This is a genomic window from Pandoraea sp. (assembly GCF_004297875.1).
GTDB lineage: Bacteria > Pseudomonadota > Gammaproteobacteria > Burkholderiales > Burkholderiaceae > Pandoraea.
The window spans coordinates 45,366-67,993 of sequence record NZ_SCSK01000003.1 but is presented as its reverse complement, the minus strand read 5'-3'; the positions used below and the strand labels follow the sequence as shown (position 1 = coordinate 67,993).

General features: G+C 64.4%; 26 protein-coding genes. 16 read left to right on the top strand and 10 right to left on the bottom strand.

Translation table 11 applies throughout. The annotated features are described in order from the left end of the window. Positions 1–43 precede the first annotated feature (43 nt). A complete protein-coding gene (locus tag EPN80_RS01235) occupies positions 44–1,714 on the bottom strand; it encodes an iron ABC transporter permease (RefSeq protein WP_293022619.1) in 1,671 nt (556 codons plus the stop codon). 145 nt (positions 1,715–1,859) lie between these two features. Here EPN80_RS01235 and EPN80_RS01230 point away from each other — a divergent pair, with 145 nt between their 5' ends. Genes EPN80_RS01230 through EPN80_RS01220 form a run of 3 tightly spaced genes read left to right on the top strand, consistent with a single transcriptional unit; the run spans position 1,860 to position 4,337 of the window. Beyond that, positions 1,860–2,954 (top strand): ABC transporter ATP-binding protein, encoded by a 1,095-nt coding sequence (locus tag EPN80_RS01230; protein WP_293022616.1) that lies wholly within the window; start codon positions 1,860–1,862, stop codon positions 2,952–2,954. Positions 2,955–3,005: 51 nt separating this feature from the next. Next, entirely contained in the window at positions 3,006–3,800 is a 795-nt protein-coding gene (locus EPN80_RS01225) for a thymidylate synthase (RefSeq protein WP_293022613.1), read from the top strand. Between the two features lie 45 nt (positions 3,801–3,845). Beyond that, positions 3,846–4,337, top strand: coding sequence for a dihydrofolate reductase (locus EPN80_RS01220; RefSeq protein WP_293022611.1), 492 nt, complete (start codon positions 3,846–3,848; stop codon positions 4,335–4,337). 63 nt (positions 4,338–4,400) lie between these two features. Here the strand turns inward: EPN80_RS01220 and EPN80_RS01215 are convergent, their stop codons facing one another. The 6 genes from EPN80_RS01215 to pmbA form a co-directional block, all read right to left on the bottom strand. Then, the gene (locus EPN80_RS01215; protein ID WP_293022608.1) at positions 4,401–5,114 is read right to left on the bottom strand and encodes an ABC transporter ATP-binding protein; all 714 of its coding nucleotides are present in this window, start codon (positions 5,112–5,114) and stop codon (positions 4,401–4,403) included. Continuing rightward, the gene (locus EPN80_RS01210; RefSeq protein ID WP_293022605.1) at positions 5,111–5,926 is read right to left on the bottom strand and encodes an ABC transporter ATP-binding protein; all 816 of its coding nucleotides are present in this window, start codon (positions 5,924–5,926) and stop codon (positions 5,111–5,113) included. Before EPN80_RS01210 ends, EPN80_RS01215 begins: the two co-directional genes overlap by 4 nt. A gap of 10 nt (positions 5,927–5,936) precedes the next feature. Continuing rightward, the gene (locus EPN80_RS01205; RefSeq protein ID WP_047214487.1) at positions 5,937–6,788 is read right to left on the bottom strand and encodes a branched-chain amino acid ABC transporter permease; all 852 of its coding nucleotides are present in this window, start codon (positions 6,786–6,788) and stop codon (positions 5,937–5,939) included. A 101-nt stretch (positions 6,789–6,889) separates the two neighbouring features. Then, on the bottom strand, positions 6,890–7,771 hold the full coding sequence (locus EPN80_RS01200; RefSeq protein WP_293022599.1) for a branched-chain amino acid ABC transporter permease: 882 nt from the start codon (positions 7,769–7,771) through the stop codon (positions 6,890–6,892). A gap of 138 nt (positions 7,772–7,909) precedes the next feature. After that, positions 7,910–9,064 (bottom strand): ABC transporter substrate-binding protein, encoded by a 1,155-nt coding sequence (locus EPN80_RS01195; protein WP_293022596.1) that lies wholly within the window; start codon positions 9,062–9,064, stop codon positions 7,910–7,912. Positions 9,065–9,225: 161 nt separating this feature from the next. Continuing rightward, positions 9,226–10,584: a metalloprotease PmbA gene (gene pmbA, locus EPN80_RS01190; RefSeq protein WP_293022593.1), complete on the bottom strand. Its 1,359-nt coding sequence runs from the start codon at positions 10,582–10,584 to the stop codon at positions 9,226–9,228. A 130-nt stretch (positions 10,585–10,714) separates the two neighbouring features. Here pmbA and yjgA point away from each other — a divergent pair, with 130 nt between their 5' ends. Both yjgA and mog read left to right on the top strand, forming a co-directional pair. Continuing rightward, positions 10,715–11,314: a ribosome biogenesis factor YjgA gene (yjgA, locus tag EPN80_RS01185; RefSeq protein ID WP_293022591.1), complete on the top strand. Its 600-nt coding sequence runs from the start codon at positions 10,715–10,717 to the stop codon at positions 11,312–11,314. Continuing rightward, entirely contained in the window at positions 11,311–11,925 is a 615-nt protein-coding gene (mog, locus tag EPN80_RS01180; RefSeq protein ID WP_293022588.1) for a molybdopterin adenylyltransferase, read from the top strand. Before yjgA ends, mog begins: the two co-directional genes overlap by 4 nt. Before the next feature lie 22 nt (positions 11,926–11,947). On the opposite strand, the gene EPN80_RS01175 is transcribed toward mog, so the two are convergent. The 3 genes from EPN80_RS01175 to EPN80_RS01165 are packed head-to-tail and all read right to left on the bottom strand — an operon-like array spanning position 11,948 to position 13,722. Further along, positions 11,948–12,580, bottom strand: coding sequence for a DUF938 domain-containing protein (locus tag EPN80_RS01175; RefSeq protein ID WP_293022585.1), 633 nt, complete (start codon positions 12,578–12,580; stop codon positions 11,948–11,950). A gap of 30 nt (positions 12,581–12,610) precedes the next feature. Beyond that, complete coding sequence (locus EPN80_RS01170) at positions 12,611–12,973, bottom strand: hypothetical protein (protein ID WP_293022582.1); 363 nt, start codon at positions 12,971–12,973, stop codon at positions 12,611–12,613. Then, positions 12,970–13,722, bottom strand: a complete 753-nt coding sequence (locus tag EPN80_RS01165; RefSeq protein ID WP_293022579.1) for a GntR family transcriptional regulator — start codon at positions 13,720–13,722, stop codon at positions 12,970–12,972. Before EPN80_RS01165 ends, EPN80_RS01170 begins: the two co-directional genes overlap by 4 nt. A 175-nt stretch (positions 13,723–13,897) precedes the next feature. Here EPN80_RS01165 and EPN80_RS01160 point away from each other — a divergent pair, with 175 nt between their 5' ends. The 11 genes from EPN80_RS01160 to EPN80_RS01110 all read left to right on the top strand — a co-directional run bounded on the left by EPN80_RS01160 (position 13,898) and on the right by EPN80_RS01110 (position 22,620). Then, complete coding sequence (locus EPN80_RS01160) at positions 13,898–14,179, top strand: UxaA family hydrolase (protein WP_047214496.1); 282 nt, start codon at positions 13,898–13,900, stop codon at positions 14,177–14,179. Between the two features lie 46 nt (positions 14,180–14,225). Further along, a complete protein-coding gene (locus EPN80_RS01155; RefSeq protein ID WP_293022573.1) occupies positions 14,226–15,401 on the top strand; it encodes a UxaA family hydrolase in 1,176 nt (391 codons plus the stop codon). A gap of 81 nt (positions 15,402–15,482) precedes the next feature. Beyond that, complete coding sequence (locus EPN80_RS01150; RefSeq protein WP_293022570.1) at positions 15,483–16,433, top strand: hydroxyacid dehydrogenase; 951 nt, start codon at positions 15,483–15,485, stop codon at positions 16,431–16,433. An 11-nt stretch (positions 16,434–16,444) separates the two neighbouring features. Then, positions 16,445–17,458 (top strand): Ldh family oxidoreductase, encoded by a 1,014-nt coding sequence (locus EPN80_RS01145; protein WP_293022567.1) that lies wholly within the window; start codon positions 16,445–16,447, stop codon positions 17,456–17,458. A 107-nt stretch (positions 17,459–17,565) separates the two neighbouring features. After that, positions 17,566–18,285 carry a succinate dehydrogenase/fumarate reductase iron-sulfur subunit gene (locus EPN80_RS01140; RefSeq protein ID WP_293022564.1) on the top strand — a complete coding sequence of 240 codons (720 nt, stop codon included), beginning with the start codon at positions 17,566–17,568 and terminating at the stop codon, positions 18,283–18,285. Further along, on the top strand, positions 18,282–18,635 hold the full coding sequence (locus tag EPN80_RS01135; protein ID WP_293022561.1) for a succinate dehydrogenase: 354 nt from the start codon (positions 18,282–18,284) through the stop codon (positions 18,633–18,635). Before EPN80_RS01140 ends, EPN80_RS01135 begins: the two co-directional genes overlap by 4 nt. Continuing rightward, positions 18,632–18,985, top strand: coding sequence for a succinate dehydrogenase (locus EPN80_RS01130; protein WP_293022558.1), 354 nt, complete (start codon positions 18,632–18,634; stop codon positions 18,983–18,985). Before EPN80_RS01135 ends, EPN80_RS01130 begins: the two co-directional genes overlap by 4 nt. A 53-nt stretch (positions 18,986–19,038) precedes the next feature. Continuing rightward, positions 19,039–20,040: an ABC transporter substrate-binding protein gene (locus EPN80_RS01125; RefSeq protein WP_293022555.1), complete on the top strand. Its 1,002-nt coding sequence runs from the start codon at positions 19,039–19,041 to the stop codon at positions 20,038–20,040. Positions 20,041–20,065: 25 nt separating this feature from the next. Next, positions 20,066–20,836 (top strand): ABC transporter ATP-binding protein, encoded by a 771-nt coding sequence (locus EPN80_RS01120; RefSeq protein WP_293022552.1) that lies wholly within the window; start codon positions 20,066–20,068, stop codon positions 20,834–20,836. Then, positions 20,829–21,731: an ABC transporter permease gene (locus EPN80_RS01115; protein WP_293022549.1), complete on the top strand. Its 903-nt coding sequence runs from the start codon at positions 20,829–20,831 to the stop codon at positions 21,729–21,731. Before EPN80_RS01120 ends, EPN80_RS01115 begins: the two co-directional genes overlap by 8 nt. Before the next feature lie 16 nt (positions 21,732–21,747). Then, positions 21,748–22,620, top strand: coding sequence for a fumarate hydratase (locus tag EPN80_RS01110; RefSeq protein WP_293022548.1), 873 nt, complete (start codon positions 21,748–21,750; stop codon positions 22,618–22,620). Positions 22,621–22,628: the final 8 nt, after the last annotated feature.

The window sequence follows — 22,628 nt, the reverse complement described above, 5'->3', positions numbered from 1 at the left end:
ATTTCAATATAGACGATTGTGCGCGCGCCGCCAGCCGGGCGCATCACGGGCGCGCACAAGTCGTGCGCGAGATCAAAAAAACGGGGATTAGCCCGACGGCCACCAGCGTCAGGGCGGGCAATGCCGCCTCGCCAAGACGTTCATCTGCCGCGAACTGGCTGGCCACGACGGCCAGCGTGTCCATGTTGAAAGGCCGCAACGCCAGGGTCGCTGGCAACTCCTTCATCACGTCGACGAACACTAGCAACGCCGCGCTCAGCACGCTGCGCCGAAGCAGCGGTGCATGCACCGCGCGCAGCATGGCCCATCCGGACACCCCCAGGCTGCGGGCGCTGGACTCCAGGCTGGGGGATATTTTCGCCAGGCCTGCTTCGATCGTTTGCACCCCGGCGGCCATAAAGCGCACCAGATAGGCGTAGATCAGCATGCCCATGCTGCCGCTCAGCACCAGGCCCTGGGCACCCATCAGGCCGGCCAGCCAGGCGTCGAGCCGGGTCATTGGCGTGAGCAATCCTACCGCGATGACCGCGCCAGGAATCGCGTAGCCCGCGCCGACCATCCGCGCGGCCCAGCGCGGCAGCCGGCCGGGCGAGTGCCGCTGCGCATAGGCCAGCACAGTCGCCAGCAGGACCGCCAGGCCGGCCGTGAGCCCGGCGAGCACCAGCGTGTTCCAGACCCATCCCGCGTAGCGCGCCCACGCCACCGCCTCCGCCTCGAGCCAGGCCAGGCGCAGCATGATGAGCGCGGGCAGACCGAAACCCAGCAGCAGCGGCACGCCGCACAGCGCGGTGGCCGCCCAGCCGGCCACCCCGTGCAGCGGCGCCGGCGCGATGCGGCGTGTGCGCGGGCCGGCTGAATGGAAGCGCAGGCTGGCGCGGCTGCGGGTCTCGAGGGCGAGCAATACGAGCACGAAAAGCAACAGCAGCGAGGCCAGTTGCGCGGCCGCCAGGCGGTCGCCCATCGACAGCCAGGCGCGATAGATGCCGGTCGTGAAGGTGGGCACGCCAAAATAGGCCACCGCGCCGTAGTCGGCCAAGGTCTCCATCAGCACCAGGGCGACACCCGCGACTACCGCCGGGCGCGCGAGCGGCAACGCCACCAGCCCGAAGCGGCGCCATGGCCCGCAGCCGAGCGTGCGGGCCGCTTCGTCCAGACGGGGATTTCGCTCCACGAAGGCAGTGCGCGCCAACAGGTACACGTAGGGATAAAAGGCACTCACGAACACCAGCGAGGCGCCATACCAGGAACGTATTTCCGGAAACCACGCAAGCCGTGGGACCCCCAGCCACTTGCGCAACGCGCCTTGCAGAGGCCCGGAAAACTGCAGGAAATCGGTATAGGCGTATGCCATGACATAGGCCGGCATCGCCAGCGGCAGGATCAGCGCCCAGGCAAAGAATCGGCAGCCGGGAAACTCATGCGCGGCCACCACCCAGGCCGTCGATACGCCAACCAGGGTAACGCCGAGCGCGACCGACAGCCCAATCACCATGGAATTCCTGACGTAGCCGGGCAGCACGGTCGCCATCAGGTGCGCCAAAATGTCGCGCGAGGCGGCGTCGCCCTGTGCCCACGCCGCAACGATGCCCAACACGGGCAACAGCATGGCCAGCGCCAGTGCCGCGGCGAGGCTGTCCCAACCCCTGCCGGGGCGCCAAAACCAGCGAAGCGCAAGCGTGCGAATGGCGCCTGAAGCGCGCGAGATCAATGGCATGCGAAGCGGTAACACCGGTTAAAACCGGATGTATTGGAGATAAATCGGAGATAAATCGCGAAACGGCAGGGGGAACCGCGCGAGGCCTGGAACGACAAACCAGCTTGGAATTATACCCGGCCCGCGCACGGTCCCCATCTGCCGCATGAACCCAGATCATCTCTTCGTTGAAGACATTCACGTCGCTTACCTTGCCGGCGCCGACCGGCTTGCGGTGGTGCGCGGCCTTTCACTGACGCTCGAGCGCGGCGCGATCGGCTGCCTGCTGGGCCCCTCGGGCTGTGGCAAAACCACCGTGCTGCGCGCGCTCGCCGGATTCGAGCCGCTGCTCGACGGGCGCATCGTGCTGGGTGGCCGGCAAATCGCCTCTGCCTGCCGGGCGCTCGCGCCCGAGGCCCGGCGTATCGGCGTGGTCTTTCAGGAACATGCGTTGTTCCCTCATCTCAATGTGGCGGACAACATCGGTTTCGGCTTGCGCCTCGCACCGGCGCGGCAGCGGCGTGAGCGTGTGGCCGCACTGGCGGCGCTGGTCGGGCTGTCGGCCAGCCTGCGGCGCTTCCCGCACGAGCTGTCGGGCGGCCAGCAGCAACGTGTGGCGATTGCCCGTGCACTCGCGCCGGCCCCCGACCTGCTGCTGCTCGACGAACCGTTTTCCAGCCTCGATCAGGAACTGCGGGAGCGGCTCGCGCTCGAGGTGCGGGATCTGCTGGTGGAAAGCGGCACCACCGCGCTGCTGGTCACCCACGATCAGCACGAGGCCTTCGTGATGGCCGACCGGGTCGGCGTGATGGACGGCGGCACGCTCGTCCAATGGGACACGCCACAGCGCCTTTACCACGCGCCGGCCACGCATTTCGTCGCCGATTTCATCGGGCGCGGCGCGGTACTGCCCGGCCAGTGCGACGGCGCTGCGGTGCGCCTCGAACTGGGCGAGCTGCCGCTACCGCCCGGTGTCGCGACTCGCCAGCGCGCGCTCGATGTACTGCTGCGCGCCGAGCATATCGTGCTCGACGACACCAGCCCGCATCGCGTCGAGGTCGTGCGGCGGGCCTTTCGCGGCGCCGACACTTTGCTTACGCTGCGACTGGCTTCCGGCCGGCAGATTTTCGCGCATGCGCCGGGCGATCGCCAGTTCGCGCCGGGCGATGCGATCGGCGTTCGCCTGGCGGCGCGGCATGCCGTGACGCTGGAGCGCACGGGCGATGGATACGCCGTTGGGCTGGTAGAATCGTCGGCTTGACGCTCCGTCCCGGAGCGTGGCGTTGCCCGAATCGCGCTGCGAGCCTGCCCGATGAAACAATATCTCGACTTCATGCGCCATGTGTACGAGCATGGCACCGAAAAAACCGACCGCACGGGAACCGGCACACGCTCGGTCTTCGGTTACCAGATGCGCTTCGACCTGCAGGAAGGCTTTCCGCTGGTCACCACCAAGAAGCTGCACCTGAAATCGATCATCTACGAACTGCTGTGGTTCCTGCAAGGCAGCACCAACGTGCGCTGGCTCCAGGAACACGGCGTATCGATCTGGGACGAATGGGCCGATGCCGATGGCGAGCTGGGCCCGGTCTACGGCTCGCAATGGCGCTCGTGGCCCACGCCCGACGGCCGGCACATCGACCAGATCAGCGAAGTGCTCAAGCAGATCCGCGCCAATCCGGATTCGCGCCGCCTGATCGTCTCGGCCTGGAATGTGGGCGAGATCCCGCGCATGAAGCTGCCGCCGTGCCACGCGTTTTTCCAGTTCTACGTGGCCGACGGAAAACTGTCCTGCCAGTTGTACCAGCGCAGCGCCGACATCTTTCTTGGCGTGCCCTTCAACATCGCCAGCTACGCGCTACTCACGCATATGGTCGCGCAACAGACCGGCCTGGCGCCGGGCGAGTTCATCTGGACCGGGGGCGACTGCCATATCTACAGCAACCATTTCGAGCAGGTGCAAACGCAACTGGCGCGCACGCCGTATCCGTTGCCGCGTCTGGAGATTGCCCGCAAGCCCGCGTCGCTGTTCGATTACCGCTTCGAGGACTTCGCCATCGTTGGCTACGAGGCACACCCGCACATCAAAGCGCCGGTCGCCGTCTGAGCGGCGCGGCCACGCACAACCCTTACGCTGTTTTCAGAGCACTCGATGACGATCCTCACGCTTATCGTGGCCCGCGCCGCCAACGGCACGATCGGCCGCAACAATCAGCTGCCCTGGCGCTTGCCGGAGGACCTGGCGCATTTCAAGCGTGCCACGCTCGGCAAGCCGATCGTGATGGGTCGCAAAACGTTCGAGTCGATCGGCCGGCCCCTGCCGGGGCGTCGCAATATCGTGGTCTCGCGCAATCCGGAGTTGCACATCGAGGGCTGCGAGGTCGCCAGCTCGCTGATCGACGCCCTGCGCCTGTGCGTGGGCGCCGAGGAAGTCTGCCTGATCGGCGGCGCTCAGCTCTATGCCGAGGCATTGCCTTCGGCCGACAAGCTGATCGTCACCGAGATTGCCCGGGAGTTCGACGGGGATGCATTCTTTCCGGCCCCCGACCCGGCGGTGTGGCGTGTGGTTGACGCCGAGCGGCATCATGCGCCGGCGCCCAACGATTTCGACTACGCGTTCGTGACCTACCGGCGGCGCGACTGAACTCCGCATGAAAAATGGCCGGTACGCTACCGGCCATTGCCAACGCATATCGAACCCGCAGGCTCAGGCGCCCAGATAAGCCTCGAGCACGCGCGGATGGCCCAGCAGCGCGCGGCCGGTGTCGGCCAGCACGATCTCCCCGGTTTCCAGCACATAGCCGTGATGGGCAATTTTCAGCGCCTGCCGCACGTTCTGCTCGACCAGGAAGATGGTCAACCCATCCCGATTGATATCGCGCAAGGTGCGGAAAATTTCCTGCACGATGATCGGCGCCAGGCCCATCGACGGCTCGTCGAGCAGCAGCAGGCGCGGCTTGGCCATCAGCGCGCGGCCGATCGCCAGCATCTGCTGTTCGCCGCCCGAGAGGTTGCCGGCCATGCCGTCGATGCGCTCCTTCAGGCGCGGGAACAGATGAAAGACCCGTTCCAGATCGCTGCCGACGGCCTGGCGATCCTTGCGGGTGTAAGCACCCAGTTCGAGGTTCTCGCGTACCGTCATGGTGGTCAGGATCGCGCGGCCCTCGGCCACTTGCACGACACCGCGCGCAACGATCTGATGCGGCGCCAGGCGGGAAATATCTTGCCCGTCGAAACGCACGGTACCGCCGTTTTTCCTGACCAGTCCGGACAACGCCAGCAGCGTGGTCGACTTGCCCGCGCCGTTGGCGCCCACCAGTGTGGTGATCTCGCCCTCGCGCAAGCTCAGATCGATGCCCTTGACCGCCTGGATGTGACCGTAAGCGACCTGCAGTCCCTGTACTTCCAATAATGCGCTCATGCCGTCACCCCCGCGCCCGTCGCCGCGTTGCCGGGCGGTTCGTCACCGTCGTCGCCGTCATCGTCGCTGCCCAGGTAGGCTTCGATGACTTGCGGGTTATTCTTGATTTCGTCGGGCTTGCCTTCGGCGATGATGCGGCCGAAATTGAGCACCGCGATGCGCTCGCACAACCCCATCACGAAACGCATATCGTGCTCGATCATGAAGATCGTATAGCCGCGCGCACGGATGTTTTCGATTTCGCCCATCAGGTCGACTTTCTCGCCGGTGTTCATGCCCGCCACCGGCTCGTCAAGCAGCAGCAGCTTGGGCTCGGTCGCCAGGGCGCGCGCCAGTTCGAGCTTGCGCTGATCGCCATATGAGAGGTTGTCGGCCGTTTCGTGCGCCTTGTGATCCAGACGCACCCACGACAGCAGTTCGAGCGCCCGCTCGCGGGCGCGTTTTTCCTGGCGTCGATATCCCGGCAGCGACAGCAGCAACCCGGCCGGGCCGTAGTCGAAGTGACGGTGCATGCCGACCACCACGTTGTCGAGCAGCGACATCTCCCTGAAGATGCGGATGTTCTGGAAAGTGCGCGCAATCCCGCGCTGGGTGATCCGGTGCGGTTTATGGCCCAGCAGGCTCGCGCCGTCGAAGGTGATGTCGCCGCCGCTGGGCGCGAGCAGGCCGGTGATGAGATTGAATACGGTTGTCTTGCCGGCGCCGTTGGGGCCGATCAGGCCGAAAATGGTCCCTTGCGGAACCTCGATGTTGACGTCCTGCAGCACGTGCAGGCCGCCGAAGCTTTTCGAGACGGATGAAAGTGTCAGCATGGCGCGCTCCTCAGGCTTTCTTGAACCAGCGGCGCATGCGCGCGGGGTCCCAAATGCCCTTGGGCAGGAACAGCACGATGAGCACCAGAATCAGGCCGTTGGCTATGAGCCGGAAGTTGTCGAAGGAGCGCAGCACTTCCGGCAGCAGCGTCAGGATCACGCCACCCAGTACCGGGCCGACCAGCCCGCCGATGCCGCCCAGAATCGCCATGGTCAGGATTTCCACGCCGCGCCCGAAGCCGTATTCGTTGGGACCGATGAAGAAGGTCAAATGAGCGTCGAGCCCGCCGGCGAGCCCGGCGATCGCCGCGCCCAGCACGAACGCCAGCATCTTGTAGCCGTCCACGTGAATCCCCATCAGGCCGGCTGCCGTTTCGTCTTCCTTGATGGCCTCGAAAGCCCGCCCGACCTTGGAGCGACGCAGCCGGTACAGCACGGCGAGCGTGAGCACCACGGCCAGCGCCACGTGCCACCATTGGGTGAGCTGCGGTATGCCGTTCAGGCCGAGCGCGCCGCCAGTGAGCGAGTCGGTGTTGAGCACGATCACGCGCACCACTTCGCCGAAGCTCAGGGTGGCAATGGCCAGATACACGCCCGACAGGCGCAGCGTGGGCTTGCCGATGATGAATGCGGCCAGCGCCGGCATCAGCATGCCGCCGGCCAGCGAGACCGGGAACGGCATGTTGTAGTTCATCGTCAGCAGCGCCGCGGTATAGGCGCCGATGCCCATGAAGGCGGCATTGGCCATCGCCAGCATGCCGCACGACAAGGTCAGATAGATCGACAGCGCCAGCAGCGCGTTGGTGCCAAGCGATAGCACCAGGTTGCTGTACACCGCCCAGAAATTACTCAACCAATCCATGGTTTCCCCGCAGAAAACGGTATCGTTGCGACGCACTCAGCCACCGGCGAGACGTCTTGGGCAAACGCGCGAGCCCGTGCCCGCCGTGGTGCGTGAAGGTCTCATGCCTTGCGTTCCAGCACTTTGCCGAACAGGCCCTGGGGCCGCACCAGCAGGATGAGGAACAACAGGCCGAAGGCCACCGCGTCGCGCATGGTCGAGCCGACGTAGGCCACCGACAGCACCTCTGCGAACCCGAGGAACAGGCCGCCGAGCATCGCGCCGCGAATGTCGCCCATGCCGCCCAGAATGATGACGGCGATGCCCTTTTCCAGCATCGGCTGACCCATCAGCGGAAAAATGGCGTTCGAGTACAGACTGATCATGACCCCCGAGACGCCACCGAGCGCGGCCGCGGCAAACGAGGTCAGCAGAAACAGGCCCTCGACGTTGATGCCAAGCAGGCTCGCCGCCTTGGGGGATTCGGCGATCGCGCGCAGCGCGCGCCCCAGTTGGGTTTTGCGAATCAGGACCATCAGCACCATCATCAGGGCGAACGACAGGAAGACGATGCCGAGTTCGAGCGTCGTCACGCGCAGCCCGGCCAGCGAAAGCGTGGTGTCGGAAATGGTGCCGTACGGATACCGCATGTTCTGCGCGCCGAAAATGCCTTGCGCGCCGTTGTTGATGATGATTGCCACGCCGATGGTGGCGATCATTGGCACCAGGTGCGGCACATTGCGCTTGCGCAATGGCTTGAGCACCAGCACGTCGATGATCATGCCGACCACGCCGCCGACGAAAAAGGCGAATATCAGCGCGCCCCACAGCGGCAGATGAAGATGCACGATCGCCTGCAGCGCGGCATAGGAGCCGACCATGAAGACGGCGCCGTGCGACAGGTTGATCACCCCGAGGATGCCGAACACAAGCGTGAAGCCGAGCGCAAACAGTGCGTACACACAGCCCAGCGCCAGCGCGTTGACAAGTTGCTGATCCAGCATGGTCTATTTTCCAGCTTGAAATGAAAGCAGCGCGAACTCATGGCTCGCGCTGCCGGATACATCGCGGGCGCGGGATCGCCCGCGCCCGCGTGTCGCGCGGCGGCTATGCCGTCGCGCGTGCCGCAGTATGACGAAGCCTTATTTCTCGATGGTGTAGTGGCCGTCCTTGGTCACGCTGATGATCGGCTTTTGCAGCGCGTCATAGCCGGCCGGCTTGCCGCCGCGCCCCATCGCCTCGCGGAACGCGAACGGTCCGGTGGCGCCGGTCCATTTGACCGCAGGCAGCGCATTGCGCAAGGCGGTACGCTCGGCCGCCAGGTTGCCGTTGAACTTGACCTGCTTCATGGCCTGCACGGCGATATGCATCGCGTCGTAGGCTTGCGCGGCGAACTGGTCAGGCGCCATCTTGAACTTGGCCTTGTAGGCGGCGATAAACTGCTGGTTCTCCGGCGTCTGGTTGTCGATCGACCATGGGCTGCCGACCCACAGGTTGTCGGAATTGCCCTTGGCCAGATCGAATACCTTGACCGAATTCATGCCGTTGCCGCCGATGAACGGCACGTTCAATCCGACCTGCCGCGCCTGCACCATGATCGGCGCACCCTCGGCGATCAGCGCGGAGAGCACCAGCGCGTCCGGATGCGTGGCCTTGATCTTGGTCAGTTGCGCCTTGAAGTCGACGTCGCCCTTGGAGAACGTTTCGGTGGCGGTCACCGGAATCTTCAGGTCGGCCAGCGCCTTCTTGAAGTTGTCGTAGCCGCTCTTGGTGAAGACGTCGTCGTTGCCGTACATGATGGCGACTTTCTTGAGCCCGGTATGCTTGGCCGCCACCTTGATGGTCTCAGGCAACACGTCGGCCTCGGTCACCGAGTTGCGGAACACGTAGTTGCCGATCGAGGTGATGCCGTCGGCGGTGTTGGACGTGCCGAACGCCACGGTCTTGGCGGCCTGGGCGATCGGGTCGGCCGCCTGGGCGGAATTCGACAGGGTCGGGCCGAACACCATCAGCACCTTGTCTTCGAAAATCAGTTTCTTGAAGACGTTGATGGCTTCATCCTTCTTGCCTTGCTCGTCCTCGATCACGAGTTGGAGCTTGTTGCCGTTGACGCCGCCCGCCGCGTTGATCTGCTCGGCCGCCAACTCGAACCCGTTGCGAATCGCGATGCCATACTGCGCCGCGCCGCCGGTGAGCGCCTCGGCCACGCCGATCTTGATATCGGCCGCCTGCGCTGTGGCAACCACCCCCGCGGCGGCGAGCGCCACCAACACTTTATTCATGGTGCTTTTTTTCATCGTTGTCTTTCCTCCAGACATCAAGTCGTACATGCCGTACATGCGATACGGCGACCCCCCGCGGATCGCCGCCAATTTATTAAGAAAGCTCCCAAGGATAGCGCAAAACGCGCCGGCCCCGCTCGGGAAATACCTCGCTTACAGGGAAACCCGAATACCCATCAATGGCCGGCAATCGTCATTTGGTCGATCAGAACCGAGCCGGTTTCCTTGGTGCCGCGCACAATCACGTCGTTGCCGATCGCCACGATCTGGCGAAACATGTCGCGCAGGTTGCCGGCCAGGGTGATTTCCTCGACCGGATACTGGATTTCGCCGTTTTCGACCCAGAATCCGGCCGCCCCGCGTGAATAGTCGCCGGTCACGTAATTGACGCCCTGCCCCATCAGCTCCGTCACCAGCAGCCCGGTGCCGAGCTTGCCGAGCATTGCGCGGAAATCGTCGCTGTCCTGGGCCGCGTTGCTGTAGAGGCGCAGGTTGTGCGAGCCGCCGGCGTTGCCGGTGGTCTGCATGCCGAGCTTGCGAGCCGAGTAAGTCGAGAGGAAATAGCCCTCGAGCACGCCGCCGCACACCACGTCGCGCGCCTGGGTGCGCACTCCCTCCTCGTCGAACGGCGCGCTGCCCATCGCGCGCGGCTCGTGCGGATTCTCTCTGATGCCCACGTGCGGCGCGAAAACCGGCTTGCCCAGACTATCGACCAGGAACGTCGCCTTGCGGTAGAGCGATCCACCGCTCACGGCCTGCACGAAGGCGCCGAGCAAACCGGTGGCCAGCGGCGCCTCGAACAGCACCGGGCATTTGCGAGTGGAGAGCTTGCGCCCGCGCAAGCGCGCCAGGGTCCGCTGCGCAGCATACCGGCCAATCGCCTCGGGCGCGGCCAGATCGGCCGCGGCGCGCTTGGAGCTGTACCAGTCGTCGCGCTGCATGTCGCGGCCCGATCCGGCGATCGGCGAGCAGGAGATGTAATGGCGCGAATACGGGTAGCCGGCCAGGAAGCCGCGGGTGGTGGCCAGCACGAACTGGGAATGCTGCGCCGACACGCCGGCACCTTCGGAGTTGCGAATCAGCGGACTGGTATCGAAAGCGGCCTGTTCTGCACGCCGGGCCAGTTCGACGGCCTCGTCGGGGGTCAGCGCCCAATGGTGGAACAGCGACAGGTCTTGCGGATCGGTCTCGAGCAATTCCGCCTCGGCCAGACCCGCGCAGTCGTCCTCGGCGGTAAAGCGCGCAATGTTGTATGCCGCGGCGACCGTGTCGCGCAGCGCCTGGGGCGAAAAATCCGAGGTGCTGGCGTTACCGCGCCGCTGGCCGATGAATACCGTTACGCCGACCAGTTTGTCGCGATTGTGTTCAATGGTTTCGACTTTGCCGCGGCGCACCGAGACCGACAGTCCATCGCCTTCGGAGATTTCGGTCGCCGCATCGGTCGCGCCGAGTGCCTTCGCTTGCCGCAGAACGTCCGAGGCGATTTCCTTCAATTGATCCTGGGAATGGGGGAAATACTGAATCGAAGATGACATGAGTGGCTGGGCGCAAAGCAGAGGGAACCGCAATCTTAACAATTCCTGGCCCATCCCGTTCCATGTTCTGTCGCGCGGCGCGGCCGCCCGATCCTGCTGGAAATCCTGCCGGCGCGCTACAATACGCGCCATGACGCACCAACAACGATTCGATCAAATCGCGCACAGCCAGTTGCCCGACCCGGATGCGCGGCCGAGCAAATCGCAGCTCAAGCGCGAAATGCACGCCCTGCAGGAGATCGGCGAGGAACTTGTCGCGCTCTCGAAAGAAGCGCTCGGCCGGCTCGATCTGCCCGAGCGCCTGCATGACGCGGTGCGCGAGGCGCGCAACATCACCAGCCACGAAGGCAAGCGGCGCCAGCTCCAGTACGTCGGCAAGATCATGCGCTCGCTGCATGAGAGCGAGGTCGCGGCGATCCGCCGCGCGCTCGACGCCATCAAGGGTGTCAGCAAGGCCGAAACCGCCCGCCTGCATACGCTCGAGCGCTGGCGCGAGCGGCTGCTGGCCGACGATGACGCACTGACGCAATTATTGGCGGCCCATCCGCAGGCCGACGCCCAGCAGTTGCGCACGCTGATCCGCAATGCGCGACGCGAGCAACAGCAGCAGCGCCCGCCCAAGGCGTTCCGCGAGTTGTTCCAGGTGTTGCGCGAATTGCTCGAGACGCCCGATGCCGCTGGCAGCGCGACCGTCCCTGAAGATGGCCGCGGCGAGGAGTATCCAGAATGAAAGCGCGTCATCATCCCGACGAACTGCTGGTCGGCCTGGTGTCGGTCAGTGACCGAGCGAGCCAGGGCACCTACCAGGATCAGGGCATTCCGGCCCTGCAGGCCTGGCTGGGTCAGGCGCTCGCCAGCCCCTGGCAGGCCGAAACCCGTCTGATTCCGGACGAGCACCAGACGATCGTGCGCACACTGATCGAACTGGTCGATGAAGCCGGTTGCGATCTAGTGCTGACTACCGGCGGCACCGGGCCGGCACGACGCGACGTCACGCCCGAGGCCACGCTGGCTGCCGGCACCAGGGAAATGCCCGGTTTCGGCGAGCAGATGCGGCAAATCAGCCTGAACTTCGTGCCCACCGCGATTCTGTCGCGCCAAGTGGCGGTGATCCGAGAGACGCCGGCGCATGCGGCGCTGATCATCAATTTGCCCGGCCAGCCGAAATCTATCCAGGAAACCCTGGAGGGTCTCAAGGATGCCCAGGGCAACACGTTGGTGCACGGTATCTTTGCCGCCGTCCCCTATTGCATCGACCTGATCGGCGGGCCCTATATCGACACGCACGACGGCGTGTGCAAGGCATTCCGGCCCAAAAGCGCAGTGCGTCAGCGGCCCTGACGGGGCGCGCCTGGCCTGCGACTCAAGCGCGGCTCGGACTGCCCTTCCGAAAGACCAGACTGAAATTGTTGGCCGGCATCGGCACCGCCTCGATCAACGGGAAGCCGTGGCTGCTGGCCAGTTGCGTCACCACTTCCATGTCGCGCACGCCCCAGGCCGGATTGCGGGACCGCAATTGCGCATCGAACGCCGCGTTGCCCGGCGAGGTATGCTCGCCGCCGCGCTTGTACGGCCCATAGAGAAACAGCGTGCCATCGGGGCTCAGCACCTCTGCGGCGCCGGCGAACAGATGTTCGGCTGCCGCCCACGGCGCAATGTGGATCATATTGATGCATACCAGCGCCTGCGCGACATCGATCGGCCATGGCTGGCCACACACGTCAAGCGCCAGCGGCGCGCGCAGATTCGCCAGCCCGGCGTGAGCGCGCCAGGCCGCGATCGAGTCGCGTGCGGCGGCATCGGCGTCGCTGGGCTGCCAGGTCAGGTTCGGCAACGCCGCGGCGAAATACACCGCATGCTGGCCGGTACCGCTGGCGATTTCCAGCACGGTGCCGGTGCCCGGCAGGACGCGCCGCAGCACCGTCAGAATGGCGTCGCGATTGCGCTCGGCCGCTGGCGCGACGGCGCGCGCATCGGAAGTTCCAGGATCGGTCACGCTTGAATATCTCCTCGCGCCAGGCGCGGCCTATTCGGTCACGCCGTTTTCGCGCAGCAGTCGCTCGCACTCGTCGAGCAAATCGAATGCGATGTCGGAGCGATGGTTCGGATCGAGCGCCTCCATCATGGCGTGCGCCGTGTAGAGCCCGGCTTCGCGCGAGAGCGTGCCGGCCAACTCACGAGCCATTTGGTCGCTCAGGTCCGATAGCAGGCGGCGCTCTGCCAGCGCCAGCTGGAGTTTCGAGCGCGAGAGCCATTGCGCCGCCAGGGTCGCGCCCTGCGGCCCGGTCATCCACTGTCCATATTCGTAAAAGGCCGAAAGCCGCTCGGCGGTCAGGGCAAACAGTAGTGCTTTGCGCGTATCGAAGTCGATGGCGCGCGGCGCGCTCATGCCCCGGCCTCGCTCACGAGATACTCGTATTTCTCGGTATTCAGGCGCGAAATGCGCCACTCGACCGGCTGGTCGTGATATGAAAACGCAATCCGGCGCAACTCGATGACCGGCGTGCCGCTCGGCACACCCAGCAGGCGAGCCGAGTCGCCCTCGGCAAGCCCCGCCCGCAGGCGCTCGTCGGTGCGAATCACATTGAGACCGAAGACATCCTGGTAAAGGTTGTACAACGTGGTCGGGCGATCCCGCAGATCGGCCTCGGTCAGGCCGGCGAACAGCGCTTCGGGCAGCGTGATTTCGTCGAGCATCACGATGTCGTCGTCGAGCATCAACCGGTTGGTGAACTGAAATACCTTCGCCCCCGTGCCCAGACCCAGCTTCTCGCAGGCTTCGCGGCTGGCCTTGGCCTTGCGAAAACGCTCAAGCACGACCGTGGGATAGGTTTTGTAACCATCTTGCCGGACCACCCGGAAGAACCGGAAATAGTGATGGTCGCGCGCATGCGTGGCAACGAAGGTGCCGCGCCCCTGGTGGCGGATCAGAATATTTTCGGCCACCAGCTCGTCAATCGCCTTGCGCAGCGTCCCGATCGATACGCCGAAGCGCTCGCCCAGCTTGCGCTCGGCCGGGATCGCCTCGCCCGCCTTCCATTCCCCGCCGGCCAGTGCCGCCAGGATGCCGCGCTTGACCTCTTTATACAGAGTACTGCCGATCATCGCGGTGTGCGGCATTGCAATATCGTTGTTCATAGTGAAATCAGTCTCCTGCGGATGCGGCTATTCTAGCATTCGGGACAATTCAATCAACTCATATAGATCACTTAGTTGACATTGATCTCACTTGTGCATACTATGCAACTCACCAGGACGACCCATCGGCGCCGACTGCCTGGGCGAGGACGCCATTCAAAGCGAGGAGATAATCATGATTCATGCGGTACTGCACGAAGCCAAGGACACGGTTGCCGTGGCGGTGGTGGAAGGAATTCAGGCGGGCACCGAGCTCAATGCCTGGATCATGGACGAAGACAAGATCATTCAGGTCAAGGCACGTCAGGACATTCCGATCGGGCACAAGGTCGCGCTGAGCGACATGCAGGTCGGCGACACGGTCTACAAATATGGCGTGGACATCGGCAAGGTCGTCGCCCCGATCAAGGCGGGCGATCACGCCCACGTGCACAACATCAAGACCAAGCGCTGGTAAGTCGCGCATCGTCCACCCTGCTCAATTTCCTATCGAGGATTCCATCATGGCTGTCATAGACAAAAACACTACCTTCTGGGGCTACCGGCGCGAGAACGGGCGCGTCGGCGTGCGCAACCACGTCATCATTCTGCCCGTGGACGATCTGTCCAATGCCGCGGCCGAAGCGGTTGCCAACAATATCAAGGGCACCATGGCGATCCCGCACCCCTATGGCCGGCTGCAGTTCGGCGCCGATCTGGAGTTGCATTTCCGCACGCTGATCGGCACCGGCAGCAACCCGAACGTCGCGGCGGTGATCGTCATCGGCATCGAGGAAGGCTGGACCAAACGGGTGGTCGACGGCATTGCCAAGACAGGCAAGCCGGTGGTCGGCTTCGGCATCGAATTGCACGGCGATCACGACACCATCATGCGCGCCTCGAAGAAGGCCAAGGAGTTCGTCCACCACGCGACGGCGCTGCATCGCACCGAATGCCCGATCGGCGAGTTGTGGGTCTCGACCAAGTGCGGCGAATCCGACACGACCTCCGGCTGCGGCTCGAATCCTACCGTGGGCAACGCCTTCGACAAGCTCTATCCGCTGGGCAACACGCTGGTGTTCGGCGAAACCTCGGAGATCACCGGCGGCGAGCAGATCGTCGCGGCACGCTGCGCCAACGACGCCGTGCGCGAGAAATTCATGTTCATGTTCAATCGCTACCAGGACATGATCAACCGCTGGAAAACCGACGACCTCTCAGAGTCCCAGCCGACCAAAGGCAATATCGCCGGCGGTTTGACCACGATCGAGGAAAAGGCGCTGGGCAATATTCAGAAGATCGGCAAGGTGTGCAAGGTCGACGGCGTGCTCGACAAGGCCGAGACGCCCACCGGCCCCGGGCTGTGGTTCATGGATTCGTCGTCGGCCGCCGCCGAGATGGTCACGCTGTGCGCCGCGGCAGGCTATGTCGTGCACTTTTTCCCGACCGGCCAGGGCAATGTGATCGGCAATCCGATCCTGCCGGTCATCAAGCTGTGCGCCAACCCGCGCACCGTGCGGACGATGTCCGAGCATATCGACGTCGATTGCTCCGGCTTGCTGCAACGCGAACTCAATCTCGATCAGACCGGCGACAAGCTGCTCGAGTGCATGCTGGCCACCGCCAACGGGCGCTTCACCTCGGCCGAGGCGCTCGGTCATCGCGAGTTCGTACTCACGCGGCTGTTCGAAAGCGCCTGACGCAACGGGCGCGCCGCGCCCTGCACCGGCCGGGCCGCTTCGCCGGCTCGGCCGCCCGCCTTCCCCCCGGGTCGAGGAACCATGCCGAAGATCGTCATTTCCGAATTCATGGACGACGCCGCCGTTGCGTGGCTGAGTGAGCGCTTTACCGTGCACTACGATCCCGCCCTGGTGGAGCAGCCCGCCGCACTGACCTCGCTGCTGAGCGACGCCGACGCGCTGATCGTACGCAATCGCACGCAGGTTACCGAACCCCTGCTCGCCGGCGCCCCGTTTCTGCGCGTGGTCGGGCGGCTTGGCGTGGGGCTCGACAATCTCGATTTGCCCGCCTGCGCGGCGCGGCGCGTCGAGGTGGCGCCCGCAACCGGCGCCAACGCGCGCGCGGTGGCAGAGTATGTGATCGCCAGCGCGCTGCTCTTGTTGCGCGGCACCTACCGGGCCACCGAGCAGGTCGCGCAGGGTGCCTGGCCGCGCACAGCGTTGTCCGGGGGGCGGGAGATCGCGGGCAAGACGCTGGGCGTTGTAGGTTTCGGCGGTATCGGGCAACTGAGCGCGCGCCTGGCGCACGCGCTTGGCATGAACGTGCTCGCATGCGACGCCGTGCTGCCGCCGGACGCCGCCTGCTGGCAGGAAAACGGGACCACGCGCGCCACGCTCGACGATATTCTGGCGCAAGCCGACGTCGTGACACTGCACGTGCCGCTGACCCCGCAGACCCGCCATCTGATCGATGCGGCCCGGCTCGGCGCGATGAAGCCCGGTGCGATTCTCATCAACACCGCCCGCGGCGGCGTGGTCGATGAAACGGCGCTGGCCGCGGCCCTGCGCGCCGGCCGCCTCGGCGGCGCGGCGCTCGACGTGTTCGAGGACGAGCCGCTGGCCGCGCGCAGCGCGCTGGCCGGCGCGCCCAACTTGCTGCTCACGCCGCATATCGCCGGTCTCTCGCACGAGGCCAACCAGCGTGTGAGCACGATGGTGGCGCAGCGCGTGGCCGCCGTGCTCGAAAACACAACACCTTCGAAAGCAACCTAGCCCTCAGGACCATGGCCCAATTCACTGTCACCGAACTCACCGAGCTGGCCGAACGCGTCCTGCGCCGCGCCGGCGCGAGCGACGCCGCGGCCGGCACGACCGCGCGGGCGCTCGTCTACGCCGAGCTGTGCGGCTTGCCGTCGCACGGCATGGCACGCCTGCCGATGTATCTGGAGCACGCTCGCCACCAGCGCGTCGATCTGAAGGCAGAGCCGCGGCTGGCCGCCGGTCGCGACGCCGCATTGCTGGTCGACGCCGCCGATGGCCTGGCCTACCCGGCCTGCCGGTTGGCGATCGACACCGCCATCGAGCGGGCGCGCCGGCATGGCACCGCCGTGGCCGGCATCACGCGCAGTCACCATTTCGGCATGGCCGCCTATCACCTCGAAGCGGTCGCCGAGGCTGGCATGGTGGGACTCGCATTCAGCAATTCTCCGGCCGCGATTCCTGCCTGGCAGGGCCGCCGTGCGCTATTCGGCACCAACCCGATCGGCGCGGTGTTCCCGCGTGCGAGTGGCCGCCCGCTGCTGATCGATATGTCGCTCTCGGAGGTCGCGCGCGGCAAGATCATGATCGCCGCCAAGGAAGGCAAGCCGATCCCCCCGAACTGGGCGCTCGATGTCGACGGCCAGCCAACCACCGATGCGAAGGCCGCGCTGGCGGGCATGATGCTGCCGTTCGGCGGCGTCAAGGGCGCCATGCTGGCGCTGATGGTGGAACTGCTGTGCGTCGCGCTCACCGGTTCGCAGTTCGGCTTCGAGGCCGATTCCTTTTTCGAAGGGGCGGGCAACCGGCCCTGCCTGGGGCAGTTGTTCTGGCTGGTCGATCCCGGCGCACTGGCGGGCAACGCCGCCTATGCGCAGCGCGTCGAGGATCTGATCGCTGCGATGCAATTGGACGATGCAGTGCGCTTGCCCGGCGCGCGCCGCGACAAGCTGCGCGCCGACGCGCAACAGCAAGGCATCACGCTGCCCGAGGGTCTGGCCGGACAATTGCGAGACCTGGCCGGAGAAAGCGCCGCGTAGTCGCCGCCATGTCGGCGCAGCAGTTGCGGCGCATGGGGCGTTGGCCTATACTGCAACACATACATATGATTTAAATAACAACAATAAAAACACCGACAGGAGACACGATGTCAGCGATGCTTGCCGTCGATGTATGGCGTGGTGATGTTGCGGGTGGTCATCTGCAACGCTTCACCGTGCCTCGCCTGACCAGCCAGACGGTGCTGGATGTGGTGACCGAAATCCAGCGCACGCAAGACCCCACCCTGTCCTATCGCTTCGCGTGCCGGGTCGGCATGTGCGGCTCCTGCGCGATGATGGTCAACGGCCGCCCGCGCTGGACCTGCCGCACGCATGTGGCCGACGTCATGCAAGGCGATACGCTGGAATTGCGCCCGCTGCGCAACCTGCCGGTGATTCGCGATCTGGTCGCCGACATGTCGGTTTTTTTCGACAAGCTGACACAGGCGCATGGACGCTTCCAGGGCGCCCGCACACGACATGACGAGGTGGCGCCGGTGCAGCCCGCGAGCAAGGCGCGCCGCGCGGCCGACGCCAGCATCGAATGCATCGGCTGCGGCGTTTGCTATGCCTCATGCGACGTGGTTGCGCAACGGCCCGACTATCTCGGCCCGGCGGCGCTGAATCGAGCCTGGAGTCTGGTCAACGACGAGCGCGACATTGGCAATGCAGCACGCCTGGACGCGGTGCTCGACGCCGCCGGCGCGCCGTCATGCCACACACAAATGAATTGCACGGCCAACTGTCCGAAGCATCTGCCATTGACCGGGGCCATTGCCGAGTTGAAGAAAGCTGGCGTGCAGGCATGGCTGCGAGGTCAATCATGACGCCTGCCCGCCGCGCCGAAATGCAGCGCTTTATCGCGCAGCGTGCGACGGCGATGGTGCTGGCATGCTGCGTGGCCGTCCATCTGGCCACCTTGATATTTGCCGTGCGTCATGGGCTGAGCGCTGCGGCGATTCTGGGCCGCACGCGGGCCAGCCTGCCATGGACGATGTTTTACGGCACCTTCGTGATAGCGGTGGCGATTCACGCACCGCTCGGCCTGCGCAACATCTTGCTGGAATGGACCCGTTGGCGCGGGCGCGGCCTCGATCTGGCCTGCCTGCTCTACGGCGCCGCGCTCGCCGCACTGGGACTGCGCGCGGTATATGCCGTGTGTTGGGGGGGCGCATGAGCGCGCATACGAAATCTCTGCAACGTCCCGGGTCGTGGCGGCTCTATCTGGCGCATCGCTTATCCGGGCTGGCGCTGGCGTTCTTTCTACCGCTGCATTTTCTGGTGCTGGGTCAGGCATTGACGGGTGCCGCGCCACTACAGACACTGCTCGACGTCACGCGCACGCCTGCAGTGAGAGTCCTGGAGTGGGCCGTGGTGGTTGCATTGGCCGCACATTTGGCCGCTGGCATACGCGTTTTATGCATTGAATTCCTCGCCTGGCACGCCTTGCAAAAAACCCTATCGACTCTTGCTATCGCTTTTACGACGCTGTTTGGCTTGGCTTATCTGTTGGTCCTGATCCGCTGATCACGCATCGGCGGTATGACGCGGCATCTGTCCGCAACTCGGAGGAAAGAACCATGAAAGTGTGTCGTTCCCTATTGGCTGGCTTGCTTATTGTCGCCTGCGCCGCCGCGCATGCCGAAATGAGCGAAATCAAGATCGCGCAGGAGTATGGCGTCAGTTACTTGCCGCTGATGATCATGCAAGACCAGAAGTTAATGGAAAAACAGGCGGCTGCCGAAGGCATACCCGACCTGAAGGTTTCCTGGGTGAAGTTCGCTGGCGGCAACGTCATGAACGATGCACTGCTCTCCGGTTCGTTGCAGATCGCCTCGGGCGGGGTGGGACCGATGGTCATGATGTGGGCCAAGACGGCGAATACGCCGCTCGAAGTGCGGGCGCTGTCGTCGATCAATTCGATGCCGCTGCTGCTCAACACCAGCAACCCCGCCGTCAAGACCATCAAGGATTTCACCGACAAGGACAAGATCGCCCTGCCCGCGGCCAAGGTGTCGATCCAGGCCATCACATTGCAAATGGCCGCGCTGCAGGCGTTCGGGCCCGGCAAGCAGAACGTGCTCGATCATTTGACGGTATCGCTCTCGCACCCCGACGCCCAGCAGGCACTGATGTCGGGCGCCAGCGAAATCGACGCGCATTTCGGCTCGCCGCCATTCCAGGAGCAGGAACTGCAAAAGCCCGGCATTCACACGGTGCTCAATTCCTACGACGTGCTGGGCGGCAAGTCGACTTTCAATCTGGTGTGGTGCACCAAGGCTTTTTATCAGCAGAACCCCAAGCTGATCAAGGCATTCATGAGCGCGCTGCAACAATCGATCGACATGATCAACCATGACAAGAAGTGGGCCGCCGAGACTTACCTGCGCCTTAGCAAGCAAAAAGGCGACCCCGCCGAGATCGAGAAGATGATCGACAACCCTGATGTGTCGTTCACCACGGTGCCGCAGAACGTGATGAAGTATGCAACGTTCATGAAAAGCACGGGTTTGATCGGCAAGCAGCCCGCCAGTTGGAAAGATATGTTTTTCCCGACGATCCAGAACGCCAACGGCAGCTGACATTTCACCCACGAGGATTCACCGCATGAGTCATTCGCAAGCGTTGCTCGATGTGGCGGGCGTCACACTGCAATATAAAACGCCACGTCATTTGGTGATGGCGACCTACCGCGTCAGTTTCCAGGTGTTCAAGGGAGATCGCTTCATTCTGCTCGGCCCGTCCGGCTGCGGGAAGTCGACGCTGCTCAAGGCGGTGGGCGGCTATCTCACGCCCACCGAGGGGGAGATGCGACTGAAGGGGCAGTTGATCCGCAAGCCCGGTCCCGATCGCATGATGGTGTTCCAGGAGTTCGATCAGTTGTTGCCCTGGAAAACGGTGCGCGAAAACGTGCTGTTTCCGCTCGAATCGACCCAGCGCCTGGATCGCCACGCAATGCGCGAGCGCGCCATGCACTACATCGACAAGGTGGGGCTGACGAAGTTTGCCGACAACTATCCGCATACGCTGTCGGGCGGCATGAAGCAACGCGTGGCGATCGCGCGCGGCATGGCCATGGAGCCCGACATCCTGCTGATGGACGAGCCGTTTGCCGCACTCGACGCGCTAACGCGTCGCAAGATGCAGGACGAGTTGCTGGCGCTGTGGGAGGACACACGGTTCACGGTGCTGTTCGTCACCCATTCGATCCCGGAGGCCATCAAGATCGGCAGCCGGATTCTGCTGCTCTCGCCCCACCCCGGACAGGTGCGGGCCGAGCTCAACACCGCGACCGACAGTGCATCGGCGTTGGCGCTGGAACAGCGCATTCAGCAGATGCTGTTCGCCGAAACCATCAAGGAGACCGAGAATGTCTGATGGCACCTTGAATTCAAGTCGCGTCTCGCTGGGGGTGCCAGTCCCGCGCGATGAAATCGTGCGCCAGGAAGCCGAAGCCAAGCAGTTCAGCGTGGTGGAAAAGCCTTTGTCGGGTTTCGAGAAGCTGTACAACCAGGGCTGGCTGCGCAAGCTGTTCATCCTGCTGGTGCTGGCATTGATCTGGGAGGGTTACGGCCGCGCGCTCAACAATTCTCTGCTCTTGCCCACCCTGAGCGCGACTTTCGAAGCGTTTTTCAAGGGCATGCTCAGCGGCGAACTGCTGCATCGCTCATGGGCGTCCATCCACGTGCTGCTGATCGGCTACGCGGCGGGCGTCGTGCTGGCGGGGCTGCTCACCGCGCTGGCCATTTCGTCGCGCATCGGCACGGACTTTCTGGAGACCATGACCTCGATGCTCAACCCGCTGCCGGCCATCGCCCTGCTGCCGCTGGCGCTGATCTGGTTCGGACTCGGCACCGGCAGCATCGTGTTCGTGCTGATCCACTCGGTGACCTGGTCGGTTGCGCTCAATACGCACTCGGGATTTTCGTCGGTCAGCACCACGCTGAAGATGGTGGGGCGCAACTACGGTTTGCGTGGGCCAGCCTATATCACGAAGATCCTCATGCCAGCGGCGTTCCCCAGCATCCTGACCGGGCTCAAGATCGGTTGGGCCTTTGCCTGGCGCACGCTGATCGCCGCTGAACTGGTGTTCGGCGTGAGTTCGGGCTCCGGCGGGCTGGGCTGGTTTATCTATGAAAACAAGAATCTGCTGGATATTGCCAACGTCTTTGCCGGCCTGCTCACGGTGATCCTGATTGGCCTGGCGATCGAGAATCTGATCTTCCGCGTGATCGAACGGCACACCGTGCAGCGCTGGGGCATGCAATCCTGATGGAGGAGTTCTCCCGATGAAAGTCGATCCAGCGGCGGTGGAAGAAGCCGCCCGCCTGCTTTATATTCGCGCGCTGAAAATCCTGCCCGACGACATCAAGGCGGGCTTCAGCCGCCTGCAGGCGAACGAGCGCAGCGCCACCGGGCGCCGCGTGCTCGACACCATGGTGCGTAATATCGCGGTGGCCGAGCAAACCGATAATCTGCTGTGTCAGGACACCGGCATTCCGATATACAACGTGGTCGTCGGCCGCGGCGTCGAGTTCGACGGCTGGGCTCTGAAGGAAGCGATTGCCAGCGGAGTGGCGCGCGCCACGCGCGAGCATCCGCTACGCTCATCGGTCGTGCACCCGCTGACCCGGCAGAATCTGCACACGTCGTGCGGCACGCGCATCCCGGTCATTCATATCGATTTTTGCGAGGCGCCCGACTGCCTGACGCTGGAGATGATCCCGAAAGGCAGCGGCTCGGAGAACAATTCCTGGCTGAAGATGGCGCTGCCCGCCGAGGGCGTCGATGCCATCAAGACGTTTGTCGTCGATTGCGTGCTGTCGGCCGGCGGCAAGACCTGCCCGCCGACCATCGTCGGCGTCGGCGTCGGCGGCACCGCCGATCTCTGCGTGCATCTGGCCAAAATCGCCGCGACCCGTCCGCTCGGCTCGCATTGCGAGGATCCGGAGGGACGCGCGCTCGAGACGCAACTGTCGAACGTGGTCAACACGCTGGGCGTCGGCGCCCAGGGGCTGGGCGGAGACGCCACCGCGTTTGCCGTGCATGTCGAGGTGGCCCACACGCACATCACGCTCAACCCGGTCGCGGTCAATATGCAATGCCACTCGGCGCGACGCGCGCTCGCGCGCTTTACGCCGGCCGGCGTGGCTTACGAATAACGTCGTCT

Coding starts and splice junctions, on each gene's coding strand:
- EPN80_RS01235 (WP_293022619.1), bottom strand. CDS start 1,714: ATGCCATTGATCTCGCGCGCTTCAGGCGCCATTCGCACGCTTGCGCTT.
- EPN80_RS01230 (WP_293022616.1), top strand. CDS start 1,860: ATGAACCCAGATCATCTCTTCGTTGAAGACATTCACGTCGCTTACCTT.
- EPN80_RS01225 (WP_293022613.1), top strand. CDS start 3,006: ATGAAACAATATCTCGACTTCATGCGCCATGTGTACGAGCATGGCACC.
- EPN80_RS01220 (WP_293022611.1), top strand. CDS start 3,846: ATGACGATCCTCACGCTTATCGTGGCCCGCGCCGCCAACGGCACGATC.
- EPN80_RS01215 (WP_293022608.1), bottom strand. CDS start 5,114: ATGAGCGCATTATTGGAAGTACAGGGACTGCAGGTCGCTTACGGTCAC.
- EPN80_RS01210 (WP_293022605.1), bottom strand. CDS start 5,926: ATGCTGACACTTTCATCCGTCTCGAAAAGCTTCGGCGGCCTGCACGTG.
- EPN80_RS01205 (WP_047214487.1), bottom strand. CDS start 6,788: ATGGATTGGTTGAGTAATTTCTGGGCGGTGTACAGCAACCTGGTGCTA.
- EPN80_RS01200 (WP_293022599.1), bottom strand. CDS start 7,771: ATGCTGGATCAGCAACTTGTCAACGCGCTGGCGCTGGGCTGTGTGTAC.
- EPN80_RS01195 (WP_293022596.1), bottom strand. CDS start 9,064: ATGAAAAAAAGCACCATGAATAAAGTGTTGGTGGCGCTCGCCGCCGCG.
- pmbA (WP_293022593.1), bottom strand. CDS start 10,584: ATGTCATCTTCGATTCAGTATTTCCCCCATTCCCAGGATCAATTGAAG.
- yjgA (WP_293022591.1), top strand. CDS start 10,715: ATGACGCACCAACAACGATTCGATCAAATCGCGCACAGCCAGTTGCCC.
- mog (WP_293022588.1), top strand. CDS start 11,311: ATGAAAGCGCGTCATCATCCCGACGAACTGCTGGTCGGCCTGGTGTCG.
- EPN80_RS01170 (WP_293022582.1), bottom strand. CDS start 12,973: ATGAGCGCGCCGCGCGCCATCGACTTCGATACGCGCAAAGCACTACTG.
- EPN80_RS01165 (WP_293022579.1), bottom strand. CDS start 13,722: ATGAACAACGATATTGCAATGCCGCACACCGCGATGATCGGCAGTACT.
- EPN80_RS01160 (WP_047214496.1), top strand. CDS start 13,898: ATGATTCATGCGGTACTGCACGAAGCCAAGGACACGGTTGCCGTGGCG.
- EPN80_RS01155 (WP_293022573.1), top strand. CDS start 14,226: ATGGCTGTCATAGACAAAAACACTACCTTCTGGGGCTACCGGCGCGAG.
- EPN80_RS01150 (WP_293022570.1), top strand. CDS start 15,483: ATGCCGAAGATCGTCATTTCCGAATTCATGGACGACGCCGCCGTTGCG.
- EPN80_RS01145 (WP_293022567.1), top strand. CDS start 16,445: ATGGCCCAATTCACTGTCACCGAACTCACCGAGCTGGCCGAACGCGTC.
- EPN80_RS01140 (WP_293022564.1), top strand. CDS start 17,566: ATGTCAGCGATGCTTGCCGTCGATGTATGGCGTGGTGATGTTGCGGGT.
- EPN80_RS01135 (WP_293022561.1), top strand. CDS start 18,282: ATGACGCCTGCCCGCCGCGCCGAAATGCAGCGCTTTATCGCGCAGCGT.
- EPN80_RS01130 (WP_293022558.1), top strand. CDS start 18,632: ATGAGCGCGCATACGAAATCTCTGCAACGTCCCGGGTCGTGGCGGCTC.
- EPN80_RS01125 (WP_293022555.1), top strand. CDS start 19,039: ATGAAAGTGTGTCGTTCCCTATTGGCTGGCTTGCTTATTGTCGCCTGC.
- EPN80_RS01120 (WP_293022552.1), top strand. CDS start 20,066: ATGAGTCATTCGCAAGCGTTGCTCGATGTGGCGGGCGTCACACTGCAA.
- EPN80_RS01115 (WP_293022549.1), top strand. CDS start 20,829: ATGTCTGATGGCACCTTGAATTCAAGTCGCGTCTCGCTGGGGGTGCCA.
- EPN80_RS01110 (WP_293022548.1), top strand. CDS start 21,748: ATGAAAGTCGATCCAGCGGCGGTGGAAGAAGCCGCCCGCCTGCTTTAT.